General features: G+C 71.5%; 13 protein-coding genes and 3 pseudogenes. 9 read left to right on the top strand and 7 right to left on the bottom strand.

Annotated features, from left to right (window positions below):
* The first annotated feature begins 32 nt into the window (after nucleotides 1-32).
* The 3 genes from B277_RS10300 to galE are packed head-to-tail and all read left to right on the top strand — an operon-like array spanning nucleotide 33 to nucleotide 2,020.
* Nucleotides 33-683, top strand: coding sequence for a sigma-70 family RNA polymerase sigma factor (locus B277_RS10300; RefSeq protein ID WP_007927956.1), 651 nt, complete (start codon nucleotides 33-35; stop codon nucleotides 681-683).
* Nucleotides 680-982, top strand: a complete 303-nt coding sequence (gene rsrA / locus B277_RS10295; RefSeq protein WP_007927954.1) for a mycothiol system anti-sigma-R factor — start codon at nucleotides 680-682, stop codon at nucleotides 980-982. The genes B277_RS10300 and rsrA overlap by 4 nt, the downstream gene beginning before the upstream one ends.
* 18 nt (nucleotides 983-1,000) lie before the next feature.
* Nucleotides 1,001-2,020: a UDP-glucose 4-epimerase GalE gene (gene galE, locus B277_RS10290; protein WP_007927953.1), complete on the top strand. Its 1,020-nt coding sequence runs from the start codon at nucleotides 1,001-1,003 to the stop codon at nucleotides 2,018-2,020.
* A 132-nt stretch (nucleotides 2,021-2,152) separates the two neighbouring features.
* Here galE and B277_RS10285 read toward each other — a convergent pair whose 3' ends face one another.
* The 3 genes from B277_RS10285 to B277_RS10275 form a co-directional block, all read right to left on the bottom strand.
* Nucleotides 2,153-2,785: a hypothetical protein gene (locus B277_RS10285; RefSeq protein WP_007927951.1), complete on the bottom strand. Its 633-nt coding sequence runs from the start codon at nucleotides 2,783-2,785 to the stop codon at nucleotides 2,153-2,155.
* 1,153 nt (nucleotides 2,786-3,938) lie between these two features.
* Complete coding sequence (locus B277_RS10280; RefSeq protein ID WP_007927949.1) at nucleotides 3,939-5,183, bottom strand: fatty acid desaturase family protein; 1,245 nt, start codon at nucleotides 5,181-5,183, stop codon at nucleotides 3,939-3,941.
* A 1-nt stretch (nucleotide 5,184) separates the two neighbouring features.
* Nucleotides 5,185-6,297: a ferredoxin reductase gene (locus B277_RS10275; protein ID WP_040881319.1), complete on the bottom strand. Its 1,113-nt coding sequence runs from the start codon at nucleotides 6,295-6,297 to the stop codon at nucleotides 5,185-5,187.
* A 446-nt stretch (nucleotides 6,298-6,743) separates the two neighbouring features.
* Between B277_RS10275 and B277_RS10270 the strand changes: the two genes are divergently transcribed.
* On the top strand, nucleotides 6,744-7,658 hold the full coding sequence (locus tag B277_RS10270; protein WP_476625116.1) for a PucR family transcriptional regulator: 915 nt from the start codon (nucleotides 6,744-6,746) through the stop codon (nucleotides 7,656-7,658).
* A 620-nt stretch (nucleotides 7,659-8,278) separates the two neighbouring features.
* Here B277_RS10270 and B277_RS17520 read toward each other — a convergent pair.
* Nucleotides 8,279-8,575 carry an alpha/beta family hydrolase gene (locus B277_RS17520; RefSeq protein WP_051988000.1) on the bottom strand — a complete coding sequence of 99 codons (297 nt, stop codon included), beginning with the start codon at nucleotides 8,573-8,575 and terminating at the stop codon, nucleotides 8,279-8,281.
* A gap of 112 nt (nucleotides 8,576-8,687) precedes the next feature.
* A pseudogene (locus tag B277_RS20335) lies at nucleotides 8,688-8,801 on the bottom strand (hydrolase); the annotation flags it as partial.
* On the opposite strand from B277_RS20335, the gene B277_RS17515 reads away from it, so the two are divergent.
* Entirely contained in the window at nucleotides 8,778-8,948 is a 171-nt protein-coding gene (locus B277_RS17515; protein ID WP_156811773.1) for a hypothetical protein, read from the top strand. The pseudogene B277_RS20335 and the gene B277_RS17515 overlap by 24 nt on opposite strands.
* Here B277_RS17515 and B277_RS10260 read toward each other — a convergent pair.
* Nucleotides 8,935-9,570: an SOS response-associated peptidase gene (locus tag B277_RS10260; RefSeq protein WP_007927942.1), complete on the bottom strand. Its 636-nt coding sequence runs from the start codon at nucleotides 9,568-9,570 to the stop codon at nucleotides 8,935-8,937. The two genes, B277_RS17515 and B277_RS10260, sit on opposite strands and share 14 nt — an antisense overlap.
* A 330-nt stretch (nucleotides 9,571-9,900) precedes the next feature.
* Between B277_RS10260 and B277_RS10255 the strand changes: the two genes are divergently transcribed.
* The 4 genes and pseudogenes from B277_RS10255 (at nucleotide 9,901) to hisN (ending at nucleotide 13,689) form a co-directional block, all read left to right on the top strand.
* Nucleotides 9,901-10,416, top strand: a complete 516-nt coding sequence (locus tag B277_RS10255) for a DoxX family protein (protein WP_007927941.1) — start codon at nucleotides 9,901-9,903, stop codon at nucleotides 10,414-10,416.
* Between the two features lie 6 nt (nucleotides 10,417-10,422).
* Nucleotides 10,423-11,719: pseudogene (gene aroA, locus B277_RS10250) on the top strand (3-phosphoshikimate 1-carboxyvinyltransferase).
* A pseudogene (gene rsgA / locus B277_RS10245) lies at nucleotides 11,719-12,856 on the top strand (ribosome small subunit-dependent GTPase A). Before aroA ends, rsgA begins: the two co-directional pseudogenes overlap by 1 nt.
* Nucleotides 12,857-12,894: 38 nt before the next feature.
* A complete protein-coding gene (hisN, locus tag B277_RS10240; RefSeq protein WP_007927938.1) occupies nucleotides 12,895-13,689 on the top strand; it encodes a histidinol-phosphatase in 795 nt (264 codons plus the stop codon).
* A 110-nt stretch (nucleotides 13,690-13,799) separates the two neighbouring features.
* Here hisN and B277_RS10235 read toward each other — a convergent pair whose 3' ends face one another.
* Nucleotides 13,800-14,234, bottom strand: coding sequence for a hypothetical protein (locus B277_RS10235; protein ID WP_007927937.1), 435 nt, complete (start codon nucleotides 14,232-14,234; stop codon nucleotides 13,800-13,802).
* Nucleotides 14,235-14,402 lie beyond the last annotated feature (168 nt).

Genomic DNA, 14,402 nt, shown 5'->3' with positions numbered 1-14,402 from the left:
AGCGCACCGCCACCCCGCTAGGGTGGAGCGCGATGACTGAACCCACGACCGACGAGACCTCCGCGCAGGCCGCGGCCGACGCCTCCGTCGACGTCGCCCACGAGACCACCGAGGAGCGGCGCGCGCGCTTCGAGCGCGAAGCCATGCCGCTGCTCGACCAGCTCTACTCGGCCGCCCTGCGCACCACGCGCAACCCGACCGACGCCGAAGATCTCGTCCAGGAGACCTACGCCAAGGCCTTCGCGGCCTTCCACCAGTACAAGCCGGGGACCAACCTCAAGGCGTGGATGTACCGCATCCTCACCAACACGTACATCAACACCTACCGCAAGAAGCAGCGCGAGCCGAAGCAGTCCGACTCCCCCGAGGTCGAGGACTACCAGCTGCACAAGGCGGAGCAGCACACGAGCCGCGGCCTGCGCTCGGCCGAGGTCGAGGCGCTCGACCGCATGCCCGATACCCAGGTCAAGCGCGCGCTGCAGGAGTTGCCCGAGGACTTCCGCATGGCGGTCTACCTCGCCGATGTCGAGGGCTTCGCCTACAAGGAGATCGCCGAGATCATGGGCACGCCCATCGGCACCGTCATGTCGCGGCTGCACCGTGGCCGCCGCCAGCTGCGCGAAAAGCTCACCGACTACGCCGCCGACCGCGGCGTCGCCAGCGCGAAGGAGACCACGGCATGAGCCCCGCCGACGCGCACATGGACTGCTCCGCAGCGCTGCACCGGATGATGGAGTACCTCGACGGCGAGATGGCGCCCGACGACACCCGCGCCCTCGCCCAGCACCTCGCCGGCTGCGCCCCCTGTCTCGCCGAGCACGACCTCGACCAGGTGCTGCGCGAGCTCGTCCAGCGATCCTGCGCCTGCGAGCCCGCTCCCCCGCAGCTGCGGGCGACGATCATGCAGCGCATCACGACGATCTGCGACGACGGGTCGTGGACAGAGGTCACACAGGTGCGCCACATCTCCGCCGAAGGGTGACCGCTCTAGTCTGACGTCATGCGCGTCCTCGTCACCGGCGGAGCCGGCTACATCGGCTCCCACACCGTCGTCCAGCTCGTCGCCGCCGGGCACACGCCCGTCGTCGTCGACAGCCACGTCAACTCCCGCCCGAGCGTCCTGCCGCGCCTCGAGGAGCTCACCGGCACGCCGATCGAGAGCCATGCTTTCGACCTGCGCGATGCCGACAAGACCTCCGCGGTCCTGGCCGAAGGGGGCTTTGAGGTCGCCGTCATCCACTTCGCCGGGCTCAAGGCGGTCGGCGAGTCGAGCCAGATCCCGCTCGAGTACTACGACAACAACCTCGGCACGACCTTCGCACTGCTGCGGGCGATGGAGCGGCACGGGGTGCGCACCCTCGTCTTCTCGTCGTCGGCGACCGTCTACGGGGCGACGACAACCGTCCCGGTGCCCGAGCACCTGCCGACGGGGGCGACCAACCCGTACGGCTGGACCAAGGTGATGCAGGAGCAGATCCTGCGCGACGTCGCCGCGACCGGCACGACGCAGGTCGCGCTGCTGCGGTACTTCAACCCGGTCGGTGCGCACCCGTCGGGGACGATCGGCGAGGACCCGCAGGGCATCCCCAACAACCTCATGCCCTTCATCGCGCAGGTCGCGGTGGGGCGAAGGGAGCGGCTCCAGGTCTACGGCGACGACTACCCCACGCCGGACGGGACCCCGCTGCGCGACTACATCCACGTCGAGGACCTCGCCGCGGGTCACGTCGCCGCCCTCGAGTACCTCGCTGCCCACCCTGACACGCACGTGCGCGAGTGGAACCTCGGCACCGGCACCGGGACGTCCGTGCTCGAGATGGTCGCGGCCTTCGAGGCCGGCAGCGGCCGCCCGGTGCCCTATGAGGTGGTTGACCGCCGCCCCGGCGACCTCGCCACCGTCTACGCCGACCCGACCCGCGCCGAGGCCGAGCTGGGGTGGCGGGCGACGCGCACCATCGAGGACATGTGCGCCGATACCTGGCGATGGCAGTCTGCCAACCCCCAGGGGTACCCGGCCTGACGGTTGGTCTGCGTCCTCAGCGGACTCCGCGTCCTGGACGTGTCCTCACGGGTTCAGCCGTGCCACAGGGAACGACCGTGGACGCGATGCTGCGCGCCTCGACAATGAGGCGCGGTGCGACCCACGACGAGATCAGGTGCAGGCTCCCGCGGTGATGACGTAGCCACCACCGTAGAAGTTCGTGTCTGCGTGATACGCCCACACGTTCAGATCGACCGCGTTGCGCACACCCTGCAGCGCTGTGGCCTTGGGGTTGGCGCTTCCGAGAGTGTCGTTGTTTTTGTACCAGTAGTAGACGGTGCCATCCGAGGCCAGAGCCATGTAGGTCCCGTCGGCCGCGTAGGTCTGGACGAACGACTTGCCACCCATGTCGCCGACGAGCTTGTCGGTGTAGGCGTTGGCGGTAAAGGCGAAGGTCTGGTGGACAACACCTTGGCTGATGTACGTACCACCGAAGTAGCTACCCACTCCCCACGCCGAGATCTGCGACACGCCGGTCGCACGTCGTGTCCACGCGGTCCGTCCCGGCGTCCCGGCGTTGTTGAAGGCCGGGCCCTGCGTGTACATCTCGCCATTGGTGGTCAAGGCGAGCAGTCCAGCGCTCGTGGCAACGACAGACGCGACGCTGTTGGCCCCGTCACCGGTGACGTTGGCTGCACGACCGGTTGCCGTGCCGGTGATGGTCCAGGACTTGAGCTGGCCCTCGAGGACGACGGCCCCGCCGTGTACTGCTGTGCTGCCTGCGGTCGGCGCGTATGTCGACATGACACTGGCACCGGCGGTGCCCGCAATCGGCCCGGACGCCGTGATGGCGGCGGTGCCACTCGTCGCCGTTGCCCAAAAATAGACTCCTGCAGTCGTCAGGACATAGCAATATCCGTTGTGGGCCTCGACCTGGACGACGGTGCCGGTAACCCCCGTGACTGTGCGAACAGTAGGCGCTGTGGTGGTGCTGGAGCCGTACCACTGGTAGATGCTGGCCCCGTCGGCCCCCCGCCGCGATGCCCCCGGTCACGTCGGATGAACCGTCCAGCGTGAAGGTGCCCACCGCAGTGATGCCGGTGAGGGGGCTGCCCGAAACCTGCAGAGTGGTGGGAGCAGCAGCCGTACCGTTGCCGTTGTTGCCCCACAGACGCACACGCCCGTTTTCGACGATGGCACCGTTGCGATGGTTTTTGTTGTCTCCGGAGACGGCACCGACCGTGCCCGCGGTGATCCCGCTCACCGAGGCAACGGAGGTCGTCGGGTTGCCGCTGCCGGTGAAGGTGCCCCGGAACTCGGTCACCGCTCCCGGAGGAGGGGTCACCGTGCCGCTGGATGTCGCGGTGGCGTCACCATAGGTTGCCGAGATCGCATAACTTCCAGCCGCTCCGAGGGCCCGAAACGGCGGCACCCCGACCACACCTCCAGTGGCGACCGTCACGACAGCCGCTTGGCCTCCGCTGGTGAAGACCAACCCGGGAGGCAAGGTCACCGTGACTCGACCACCAACCGCCGCTGGCCCCTGGTCGTCCCTCGCCTCGAAGGTCACACCGGTGATCGTCGAGCAGCGCGCGACATCAAAAGGAGCGCTGAGGGGCACGATCGTCCGAAGGGGTTCCTTGCTCGCCGCCACGGACGGAGCCAGTGCGGCGGCGGTCAGGACGGGCGTGGCCCACGCGGCCCCCTTCGCCAGCGTACGGCGGCTGGGAGTGCTCGCCGCGTGAACCGTGCTCATTGCTGTACTCCTTCCATGTCGGGTGGGCGGATACCTGAGTCCGCTCGTGAGGAGCCTATCCTCGCTCCTGCGGTCGGTGTCACCACACCCACTACTTTCCAGAGCCCCGATCGCGCACGGCCGGCGTCGTACCACCCGTGGGGGTGTCGAAGCACGTCCTACGGGGACCGGCCACCGACCACGGGAGGCGACACGGACGGGTCAGCCGGCCACGCGCGGGCGGGTGGCGCGGGCGCGCGCCTTGAGGCCCTTCATCCCCTTCGTCCGCAGGATGTGGACCGTCTGCCGCAGCGAGGTGTCGTTGGGCAGGGACAGGCGGATGATCTCGCTCCACGCCGAGGCGACCTGGCGGTGCAGCGGGCCGGTGACGTAGTCGAGGCCGTAGTGGTCGAAGAGCGCCTGGATGCGCGGCGCGATCTCCTGGTAGCGGCGGCTCGGCATGTCCGGGAAGAGGTGGTGCTCGATCTGGTAGCTGAGGTTGCCCGTCGCGATGTGCATCGCCTTGGACCCCGAGATGTTGGCCGAGCCGAGCATCTGGCGCAGGTACCACTCACCGCGGGTCTCCCCGTCGATCGAGGTCTTGGTGAAGGTCTTGACCCCCGCCGGGAAGTGGCCGCACATGATGACCGAGTGCGTCCAGTAGTTGCGCACGATGTTGGAGACGAAGTTCGCGGCAAGGGTCGACACGACGTTGGGGCCGGACAGCAGCGGGAAGAGCAGGTAGTCCTTCGCGGCCTGCTTCTTGATCTTGTTGACCACCTGCTTGGCCTCGGCCTGCCACTGCGGGTTGTCCTGGCGCGTCTTCCAGTTGGCGCCGAGCTCGAGGTCGTAGGCGGCGATGCCGTACTCGAAGAAGGTCGCGTTGACGAAGTTGAGCAGGGGCTGCGCGAGGTAGGCGGGGTACCACTTCTGGGCGTCGTCGACCCGCATGATCCCGTAGCCGAGGTCGTTGTCGTGGCCGACGACGTTGGTGTAGGTGTGGTGGACCTTGTTGTGGCTGTTCTTCCAGTGGTCGGCGGGGGTGACGTTGTCCCACTCCCACACCGACGAGTGGATCTTGGGGTCGCGCATCCAGTCCCACTGGCCGTGGATGATGTTGTGCCCGATCTCCATGTTGTCGAGGATCTTGGCGACGCTCAGGCCAGCGGTGCCGGCGACCCAGGCGATCGGGTTGCCGCTGAAGAGCAGCACCGCCCGCGAACCCATCTCGAGGTAGCGCTGGGTGGAGATCATCCGGCGGATGTAGCGGGCGTCGGCCTCGCCGAGGTCGTCCATCACCGAGGCGCGGATCTCGTCGAGCTCGCGCCCGATCTCCTCGATGTCCTCGGGGGTCAGGTGGGCGATCGGGTCGTCGCTCGCATTGACGCGGGTGTGGACGACCTCGGACCGGCCGCCGGTGATGCGGGCGTCGGTGGTGCGGGTGGGGCGCTCGAGGGTGGCAGTCATGTCAGCTCTCCGTCGTCTCGATCGTGCAGGAGCCGGCGACCGCGGAGATGCAGGTCTGCACCTTGACCGCGGGGTCGTCGGGAGTGGTCGTGGTCAGCTCGCCGGTGCGCAGGTCGCGCACGGAGCCGTCGGTCATGGGCAGGACGCAGCCGAAGCAGATGCCCATGCGGCAGCCGCTCGGCATGAGGACGCCGGCGTCCTCGGCGGCGTCGAGGATGGTGGTGCCGCCGTCGAGGGCGAGCGTGGTGGTCTCCTGGCCGACGCGGAGGGAGGCGGTGCCCCCTTCGCCCGCCTCGACGATGCTCGGGCGGAAGCGCTCGACGTGGAGCAGCTCGGTGTGGCCGTGCGCGGCGTAGTGCGCCTCGAAGGCGTCGAGCATCGGGGTCGGCCCGCAGATCCACGTCTCGCGCTCGCGCCAGTCGGGGACGACCTCGTCGAGCTGGTCGGGAGTGAGCATGCCCTCGTCGTCGGTGTGCCGCACGATGGCGCGCACGCCGGTCGGCGCGTCGGCGAGCTCGCGGGCGAAGATCACGTCGTCGGCCGTCGGCGCGGAGTGGGCGTGGACGACGTCGAGACCGTCGAAGTCGTGGTTGCGCAGCATGCCCATGACGGGCGTGATGCCGGAGCCACCGGTGAGGAAGAGGACCTTCGCCGGGACCGACTGCGGCAGCACGAAGTCCCCGCTGGCCTGGTCGATCTGGATGATCGTGCCGGGCGTGGCGCGGTGGACGAGGTGCTGGGAGACGAGGCCGTCGGGCATCGCCTTGACCGTGATCGAGATCAGGCCGTCACGGGCGCTCGTGTCGGAGGTCAGCGAGTAGGCGCGCCAGTGGCGCACGCCGTCGACGTCGACGCCGACGCGGATGTACTGGCCGGGCGCGTGGCCCTGCCAGTCGCGGCCGGGGCGGATGGTGATCGTCGCGGCGTCGCGGGTCTCGGGGGTGATCGCGACGATGCGGCCGCGCAGGTCGGCCCCGGAGCGAAGGGGGGCGAAGAGGTCGAGGTAGTCGTCCGGCACGACTGGCGTGGCCAGGCCCTGGACGATGCGGGCAGCGGTGTCGCGGAGCGAACGGGTGCCCTTCCCGGTCCGAGGACGGGATGCAGTTGCTGTCATGCCTCCATCCTCCCGGGTCAACCGGGACCAAACGCTGTCCTTGATGAGTAAGGTTCGAGCCGGAGATTTGTTCGCTCGGGACAAGGCCTGCGTATTCCCCTAGGGAAATGCGGGCTGGGTGCCCGGGCGGCGGACGAAGGGAGTGACCGTGGCCGTGGACAGCACAGGGCCGACAGGCCGGGCCGCACGCCCGGGCCGCACGGCCCGGCAGGCGGCCGGGCTGGTCCTCGACGAGGCGACGGTCGCCGCCCTTCGCGCCCAGCTGCCGCGCGTGGCCTCGGTCGTCGTCGCCGAGGTCATGCAGCAGGTGCCGGCCTACGACGTGCCCTTCCAGGGGCGGATGGGCAAGATCATCGAGCGGGCGGTGCAGGTCTCGCTCGCGAGCTTCGTCGGGCTGGCCTCCGGGACCGCGCCCAAGACGGCCCCGGTCGGGGTCGGCGTCGCCGCTGCCAGCGAGCTCGGGCAGGCCGAGGCCAAGCGGGGGGCGGCCGGTCGAGGCGCTGCTGTCGGCCTACCGCGTCGGCGCGAGCGCCGCGTGGCGGGAGCTGTCCGTCGAGGCGGTCGCGGCCGGGGTGGACGCCGCGACGCTGGGGCGCTTCGCCGAGCTGGTCTTCACCTACATCGATGAGTTGTCGGCCGCCTCCGTCGCCGGTCACAACCAGCAGACGAGCAGCGCCGAGCGCGAGCGCCTCGTCCACCTCGACCGCCTGACCCGCGGCCTGCTCACCGGGCTGTCCGAAGCCGCCCTCGACGACGCCGTCACCGCCGCCGACTGGGTCCCCCCGCGCACGTTGACCGCGGTGCTCGTCGACCGCCAGCGCCTCCTGACCACCGCGGGCATGCTCGACCCGCGGACCCTCACCCTCGCCGAGGACCTCCCCGGCGCCGGCCCCGACCAGTCCGTCCTGCTCGTGCCCGACAGCGGCGGTCGCTCACGGGCCCGTCTGCTCGAGATCCTCGACGGCCACGCCGCCACCGTCGGCCCCGCCCGCCCCTGGGCCGGGGTCGCCGGGTCGTACACCCGCGCCCTCGCCGCCGCCGAGCTGCACCTGCCCGGGGTCGTCGACACCGACGCCGTGCTGCCGGAGCTCGTGCTGCACGCCGACCCCGAGGCGCTGGCCGACCTGCGCGAGGCGGCGCTGGCTCCCTTCGCCGGGCTGCCGGAGGAGACCGCCGCGCGGCTCCAGGACACGCTGCGCGCCTGGCTGCTGCTGCAGGGGCGCCGTGAGCTCGTCGCCGAGACGCTGCACGTCCACCCGCAGACCGTGCGCTACCGGATGAACCAGGTGCGCGACCTCTACGGCGAGCGCCTCACCGACCCCGACGAGGTGCTCGCGATCCTGCTCGCCCTCGGCCGCTGACCCCCCACTCCCTGCGGAGGTCGCCCCGCGACTTACCCCCCGCTCCCTGAGGAGGTCGCCCCGCGACTTACCCCCGCTCCCTGAGGAGGTCGCTCTGCGACCGTCTCGAAGGGAGATGGATGGCGTCCCTTCGAGACGCTCGGCCGCAGGCGGCCTCGCTCCTCAGGGACCGGAGGGGAGACCTCGGCCGCAGGCGGCCTCCTCCTCAGGGACCGGGGGGAGACGTCGACCGTGGACGGCCTCGCTCCGGGTCCTGAGGAGGCGCGCCAGCGCCGTCTCGAAGGGCAGGGACCGGAGTGGAGACTTTCGCTCCCTGAGGAGGTCGCCCCGCGACCGTCTCGAAGGGAGGTGGGGTGACGTCCCTTCGAGACGCTCGGCCGCAGGCGGCCTCGCTCCTCAGGGACCGGTGCTGTCTCACTTGCTCCCTGAGGAGGTCGCCCCGCGACCGTCTCGAAGGGATGTGGGTGACGTCCCTTCGAGACGCTCGGCCGTGGACGGCCTCGCTCCTCAGGGACCGGAGGGGAGACGTCGGCCGCAGGCGGCCTCGCTCCGGGTCCTGAGGAGGCGCGCCAGCGCCGTCTCGAAGGGCAGGGACCGGGGGGCCGTGGACGGCCTCCTCCTCAGGGGCCGGGGGCCCAGAAGTCGACGACCGCGGCCGCCACCGCGTCACCATCGGTGAAGGAATGGGTGCCCGGCGCCTCGTCGACCCGCACCTGCTCGGCGAGGACCTCGTCCGCCCGGTCGCCGAGCTCGCGCCGCAGCCGGGAGAGGACCTTCGCCGGCGAGCCGAAGGCATCCCGGGCACCCTGCACGACCTGCACCGGCAGCCCCGCCTCGACCGGCGGGACCAGCTCGTGGATGCGCGAAGCCTCCTCGCCCTTGCCCGGCGGGATGAGCGGGAAGCTCAGCGCCAGCACGCCCGCCGCCCCCCATCTCCACCGCGAGCCGGCACGACACCCGAGCCCCCGCGCTGCGCCCACCGAAGACCACCCGCTCGTGCAGCTGCCCGCGCACCGCCGGGACGATCTCGCGCCAGGCCGCGTCCAGCTTCGGGGGCATGGGGGCGACCTTCTTGCCGGCCACCTTCCACGGCATCTCCACGAGCACCACCTGCCACCCGTGCTGCGGCAAGGTCGCCTCGATCGCGACGAGATCGACGCCACCGATGCCGCCGCCCGCCCCGTGGGTGAGCAGCAGGGAGCCGCGCGGCTCCCCCTTCGCCGGCGTGAGGTGGACCCTGGCCGGGCCCTGCTGCGTGGACACCTCCGTGGTCGCGTCAACCACCGTTGATCACCTCTCCTGTCTCCGGGTCGACGACGCCGACCAGCTCCGACGCCGGCAGCGGCTCGAGCAGCCCCGGCCCGTTGTTGCGCGTCGCGCCCACCGCCGGCGAGATCGGGTAGGCCGCGAAGCGACCCGGCTGCGCGAAGGCGAGCATCTCCCCCACCTCGGCCGGGTCGGTCAGCCCCGGGTCCAGCCAGCGCGACCAGTCCTCCCGCTCGAGCACCAGCGGCTGCCGGTCGTGGATGCGGTCCATGCCCGGGTCGGCCGCCGTCGTGACGATCGTGAAGGTCGCCAGCCACGCCTGCGGGTCGTCGTTGTCGACCACTGTCCGGTCCCGCCAGAACTCGTACAACCCCGCAAAGGCGATCGGCTGCCCGTCCTCGCGGTGGATGAAGAAGGGCTGCTTGCGCGGCTTGCCCTTGCTGTCCGTCGCCACCGGCGAGACCTGCCACTCGTACCAGCCCGCCGCCGGCACGAGGCACCGCCGCGCGACCGCCGCCTTGGCAAAGCCCGCCTTGTCGAGCACCGTCTCCGCGCGGGCATCGGTCATCCGCAGGCCGACCTTGGTCTCCTTCGCCCACGACGGCACGAGACCCCAGGTGAGCAGCCGCAGCTGACGCACCCCCACCCCCGGTTCCTGAGGTGCGAGGGCCCCCGGGCCCGAGCCTCGAAGGGCCCCCCTTCGGCACGCGGGTGAGGACGACCGGGGCCTGCTTCGTCGGCGCCATGTTGTAGTCAGGGGTCCCCGGCGGCGGGTCCTGCGGGGATTTGAGGATCGAGCGCGACGGGTCACCCGTCCGGTCCGCGTCGATCTCGAACTCCTCGATGAGGTCATCCGGGTTGGCCGTGGCCGCATAACGTCCGCACACGCCTCGAGCCTAGGCCTCGGCGGCGACTACGGTAGGGACGTACCGTCGGGAACCTCCCGACGCACCCACGACGACAAGGAGCATCACCCATGATCGTTCGTCGCATCGCCCGACCCATGCTCGCCGGCATCTTCATCTGGGGCGGGATCAACGCACTGCGCTTCCCCGCCGCCCACGCCCCCGCCGCGGAGCCGGTCACCAAGCCGCTCGCGGCCAAGACCCAGCTGCCCGACGACACCGAGCTGCTCGTGCGCGCCAACGGTGCCGCGATGGTCGCCGGCGGCGCGCTCCTCGCCACCGGCAAGGCTCCGCGCCTGGCCTCCACCCTCCTGCTCGGGACGATGGTCCCAACGACGGCCACGCACAACTTCTGGGCCGAGTCCGACCCGCAGGCCAAGGCCGGCAAGATCACCCAGTTCATCAAGGACGTCAGCCTCATGGGTGGCCTGCTGCTCGCCGCCGTCGACACCGCTGGCAAGCCCGGCGTCGCCTACCGCGCCAAGCTCGCCGGCGAGAGCGTCGAGCGCACCGCCCGCCAGGCCCGCAAGGCAGCGGCCCGCGAGGCCAAGCTGGCCGCCCTCCAGGCGAAAAGTGCGGTGTCCTGACCCGCGATGACCAGTCCTGATTGGCACGCCCCGGCAGCGTCCGGTCGCCTCGACGCGACCGTGACGCTGCCGGGGAGCAAGTCCCTCACCAACCGATACCTCGTCCTCGCCGCCCTGGCGTCGGACACCTCGCGGCTGCGTCGCCCCCTTCGCTCCCGCGACACCGAGCTCATGGCCCAGGCCCTGCGCCAGCTCGGCGCCGGCGTCGACGACGCCACCTCGACCGGCGGCTCCCCCCGACTGGATCATCACCCCCGCCACCCTGCGCGGCGGCCGGCCCGTCGACTGCGGCCTCGCCGGCACCGTCATGCGCTTCCTGCCGCCGGTCGCGGCGCTCGCGAGCGCTCCGGTGACCTTCGACGGCGACGAGCACGCGCGGGTGCGGCCCATGGCCGCGATCATCGACGCGCTGCGAGACCTCGGCGTCACCGTCGAGGACGAAGGGAGAGGCACGCTCCCCTTCGTCGTCCACGGCACCGGCTCCGTGCGCGGCGGGCGCGTCGTGCTCGACGCCTCCGCGTCCTCCCAGTTCATCTCGGCCCTGCTGCTCGCCGGCTCACTCTTCGACGAGGGCGTGACGGTCGTGCACGACGGCAAGCCGCTCCCTTCGCTCCCGCACATCGAGATGACGGTCGAGGCGCTGCGCGACGCCGGCGCAGCCGTCGACGACTCCGAGGCCAACACCTGGCGGGTCGAGCCCGGTGAGCTGCTGCCGCTCGACGTCACCGTCGAGCCCGACCTGTCCAATGCCGCGCCCTTCCTCGCCGCCGCGCTCGTCGCCGGCGGCCGGGTGTCGGTCCCCGACTGGCCCGGGCACACCACCCAGGCCGGCGACATGATCCGCGACGTCCTCGACCAGATGGGCGCCGAGGTCAGCCTCGACTCCCGCACGCTCACCGTCGCCGGCGACGGCCGCCCCAGCGGCATCGACGTCGACCTGCACGACGCAGCCGAGCTGACCCCCGTCGTCGCGGCCCTCGCCGCGTGCGCCGACGGGCCCTCGATCATCCGCGGCGTGGCGCACATCCGTGGCCACGAGACCGACCGGATCGCGGCGCTCTCGCGCGAGCTGGGTGGCCTGGGCGTCGGGGTCACCGAGCTCGAGGACGGGCTGCGGATCGACCCGGCACCGTTGCGCCCCAACACCTTCCACACCTATGCCGACCACCGCATGGTCATGGCCGGTGCGCTGCTCGCGCTGCGCGCCCCGGGCACGGTCATCGAGGACCCGGCGACGGTGGGCAAGACGCTGCCGCAGTTCGTCCACCTGTGGGACGGCATGCTCGAGGCCACGGAGGGCTGATGGCCAGGTCCGCGCGCAGCTGGGACGAGTCGGACGTCCGGGTGCGCCCCAACCGCCGCGGCTCCCGCCCCCGCACCAAGGAGCGGCCCAAGCACGAGGACGCGATCGTCGGCCGGGTCACGGCCGTCGACCGGGGGCGCTGGACGACGCTCGTCCCCGCCGGCGAGGGCCTGCCCGAGCGGATCGTCATCGCCATGCGCGCCCGCGAGCTGGGTCGCTCCCCCGTCGTCGTCGGTGACCGAGTCGCCATGGTCGGCGACACCTCCGGGCGGCCCGACACCCTCGCACGGATCGTGCGGATCGAGGAGCGGGCCACGGTCCTGCGGCGCACCGCCGACGACACCGACCCGGTCGAGCGGGTCATCGTCGCCAATGCCGACCAGCTCGTCGTCGTGGCCGCGCTCGCCGACCCCGAGCCGCGCCCCCCGGCTCATCGACCGCTGCCTCGTCGCGGCCTACGACGCCGGCATGGACCCGCTGCTCGTGCTCACCAAGGCCGACCTCGCCTCGGCCGAGGACTTCCTCGCGCAGTACGCCCCGCTCGACGTCCCCCACGTCGTCACGTCCGTGCTGACCGAAGGGAGCGAAGGCCTCGCCGAGCTGCGTGGTCGCCTCGCCGGGCGCACGTCGGTGCTTGTCGGGCACTCGGGCGTCGGCAAGTCCACGCTCGTCAACGCGCTGTGCCCCGACGCCGACCGGGCGACCGGCCACGTCAACGACGTCACCGGCCGGGGGCGGCACACCTCGACCAGCGCCCTCGGCCTGCGCCTGCCGCCCCTCCCCGCGCATCTGCCTAGGGAAATGCGCACTCCCGACCCCTCCGACGCGCATTTGCCTAGGGAAATGCGCACCACGGAGGCGGAGATGGACCCGGACGCGGCGGGGTGGATCATCGACACCCCCGGCATCCGGTCCTTCGGCCTGGCCCACGTCGAGCCCGACCGGATCATCGGGCACTTCCCCGAGCTCGCCGAGGGCGCCGACCGGGGCTGCCCGCGCGGCTGCTCCCACGACGAGCCCGACTGCGCGCTCGACGCCTGGGTGGCGGCCGGTCACGCCGGGCCGGGCGGGGAGCTGCGGCTGGACTCCCTTCGTCGGCTGCTGCGAGCACGCTCCGGCGAAGAAGCACAGGGCTGACACCGCCCGACCCCCGCGGTCCGGGTACGTTGACCGGCATGGCTTCCTCCCCCTACGCCGACGACCTGCGCCTGGCCCACGTGCTGGCCGACCAGGTCGAGCGGATCACGATGTCCCGCTTCCAGGCGGACGACCTCGTCGTCGAGTCCAAGCCCGACCTCACCCCCGTCAGCGACGCCGACCGGTCCTGCGAGGAGGCCATCCGCGCGCAGCTGGCCCGCTCCCGCGGACGCGACTCGATCCTCGGCGAGGAGTTCGGCAGCACGGGTGAGTCGCAGCGACGCTGGATCATCGACCCGATCGACGGGACGAAGAACTTCGTGCGCGGCGTGCCCGTCTGGGCCACGCTCATCGGCCTCGTCGACGGAGAGGACTGCGTCGTTGGTCTCGTCGCCGCCCCTGCCCTCGGGCGGCGCTGGTGGGCGGCCAAGGGTGCCGGCGCGTGGAGCGGTCGCTCCCTCGCCCAGGCCAAGCAGATCGGCGTCTCTCGCGTCGGGCGGCTCGGCGACGCCTCGCTGTCCTACAGCTCGCTCGACGGCTGGCGCGAGGGTGGCCGCGGGCGCAGCTTCCTCAACCTGACCTCCGACATGTGGCGCACCCGCGCCTACGGGGACTTCTGGTCCTACATGCTCGTGGCCGAGGGCGCGGTCGACGTCGCCGCCGAGCCCGAGCTCGAGGTCTACGACATGGCCGCCCTCGTCGCGATCGTCGAGGAGGCCGGGGGCCGGTTCACCTCGCTCGAGGGCACGCCCGGCCCCTGGGGCGGCAATGCCGTCGCCACCAACGGGCTGCTCCACGACGAGGTGCTCGCTCGGCTGGCTCCTGACGCCTGAGGGGCCCTGGTCCCCGCTGATGGTGTGTTGAAGTGGTAGCCCAGCCTGCCGGCGAGCCTCCCCCACGGGCCGCCGGCGCCCAGGGCTACCGGTTCAACCCACAACCATGGTCAGAGGGCCCAGCGATCCGGTGGGTCCAGGTGCCGACCTGACCTGATCACCTGCACCAGGGTGGCCGATGTCCTCGACCACCCGGCGAAGACCATCGCGTGGGTGAGCCGGGTCGTGAAGTAGCCCAGCTCGAGGGCTCGCAGATCACGCGCCCGGTCCTTGGCGTACGTCTCCTTGCCGGTGTGGTGCTGTCGGCTGTCGCACTCGACGATCCATCGTCGGCCCGCGAGGTTGTCCACGCGTCCGACTCCCGGGATCTTCACCTGCGGGGTGACGCTGACGTTGTGGAGCTGCAGGAAGAGCCTGACCTTGCTCTCCGTCCCCGACTCCGCCGTGCCGGTCGTCCGCTCGAGGACCCGGTGGACCGCACGAGGAGCCAGTCGCAGCCAGCGCGGCCACCGCGTCCTGGTCCAGCAGGCCCTCGTGCAGAGCACTGTCGGCCAGGATGCCGACCTCGAGCGGGTCAAGGCACCTGATGGCGTGCCGGAGCAGGAGCCCCGGCGAGGCGATCGGTCCGGACTCCGGCCACGACGGGTGCCACCCGTGGCCGACCACCACCCCGCCCCCGGACTCCCGCGCCGTGCGTACACGTGCCACCCCGC

This window comes from Janibacter hoylei PVAS-1 (genome assembly GCF_000297495.1).
Lineage (GTDB): Bacteria > Actinomycetota > Actinomycetes > Actinomycetales > Dermatophilaceae > Janibacter > Janibacter hoylei.
This window is presented reverse-complemented; position numbering and strand designations above follow the sequence as displayed.

Bases quoted from the DNA above. Each gene is read 5' to 3' on its own strand.
- B277_RS10255 (WP_007927941.1), top strand. From the start codon at position 9,901: ATGATCGTTCGTCGCATCGCCCGACCCATGCTCGCCGGCATCTTCATC.
- B277_RS10280 (WP_007927949.1), bottom strand. From the start codon at position 5,183: ATGACTGCCACCCTCGAGCGCCCCACCCGCACCACCGACGCCCGCATC.
- hisN (WP_007927938.1), top strand. From the start codon at position 12,895: ATGGCTTCCTCCCCCTACGCCGACGACCTGCGCCTGGCCCACGTGCTG.
- B277_RS10300 (WP_007927956.1), top strand. From the start codon at position 33: ATGACTGAACCCACGACCGACGAGACCTCCGCGCAGGCCGCGGCCGAC.
- galE (WP_007927953.1), top strand. From the start codon at position 1,001: ATGCGCGTCCTCGTCACCGGCGGAGCCGGCTACATCGGCTCCCACACC.
- rsrA (WP_007927954.1), top strand. From the start codon at position 680: ATGAGCCCCGCCGACGCGCACATGGACTGCTCCGCAGCGCTGCACCGG.
- B277_RS10275 (WP_040881319.1), bottom strand. From the start codon at position 6,297: ATGACAGCAACTGCATCCCGTCCTCGGACCGGGAAGGGCACCCGTTCG.
- B277_RS10285 (WP_007927951.1), bottom strand. From the start codon at position 2,785: ATGTCGACATACGCGCCGACCGCAGGCAGCACAGCAGTACACGGCGGG.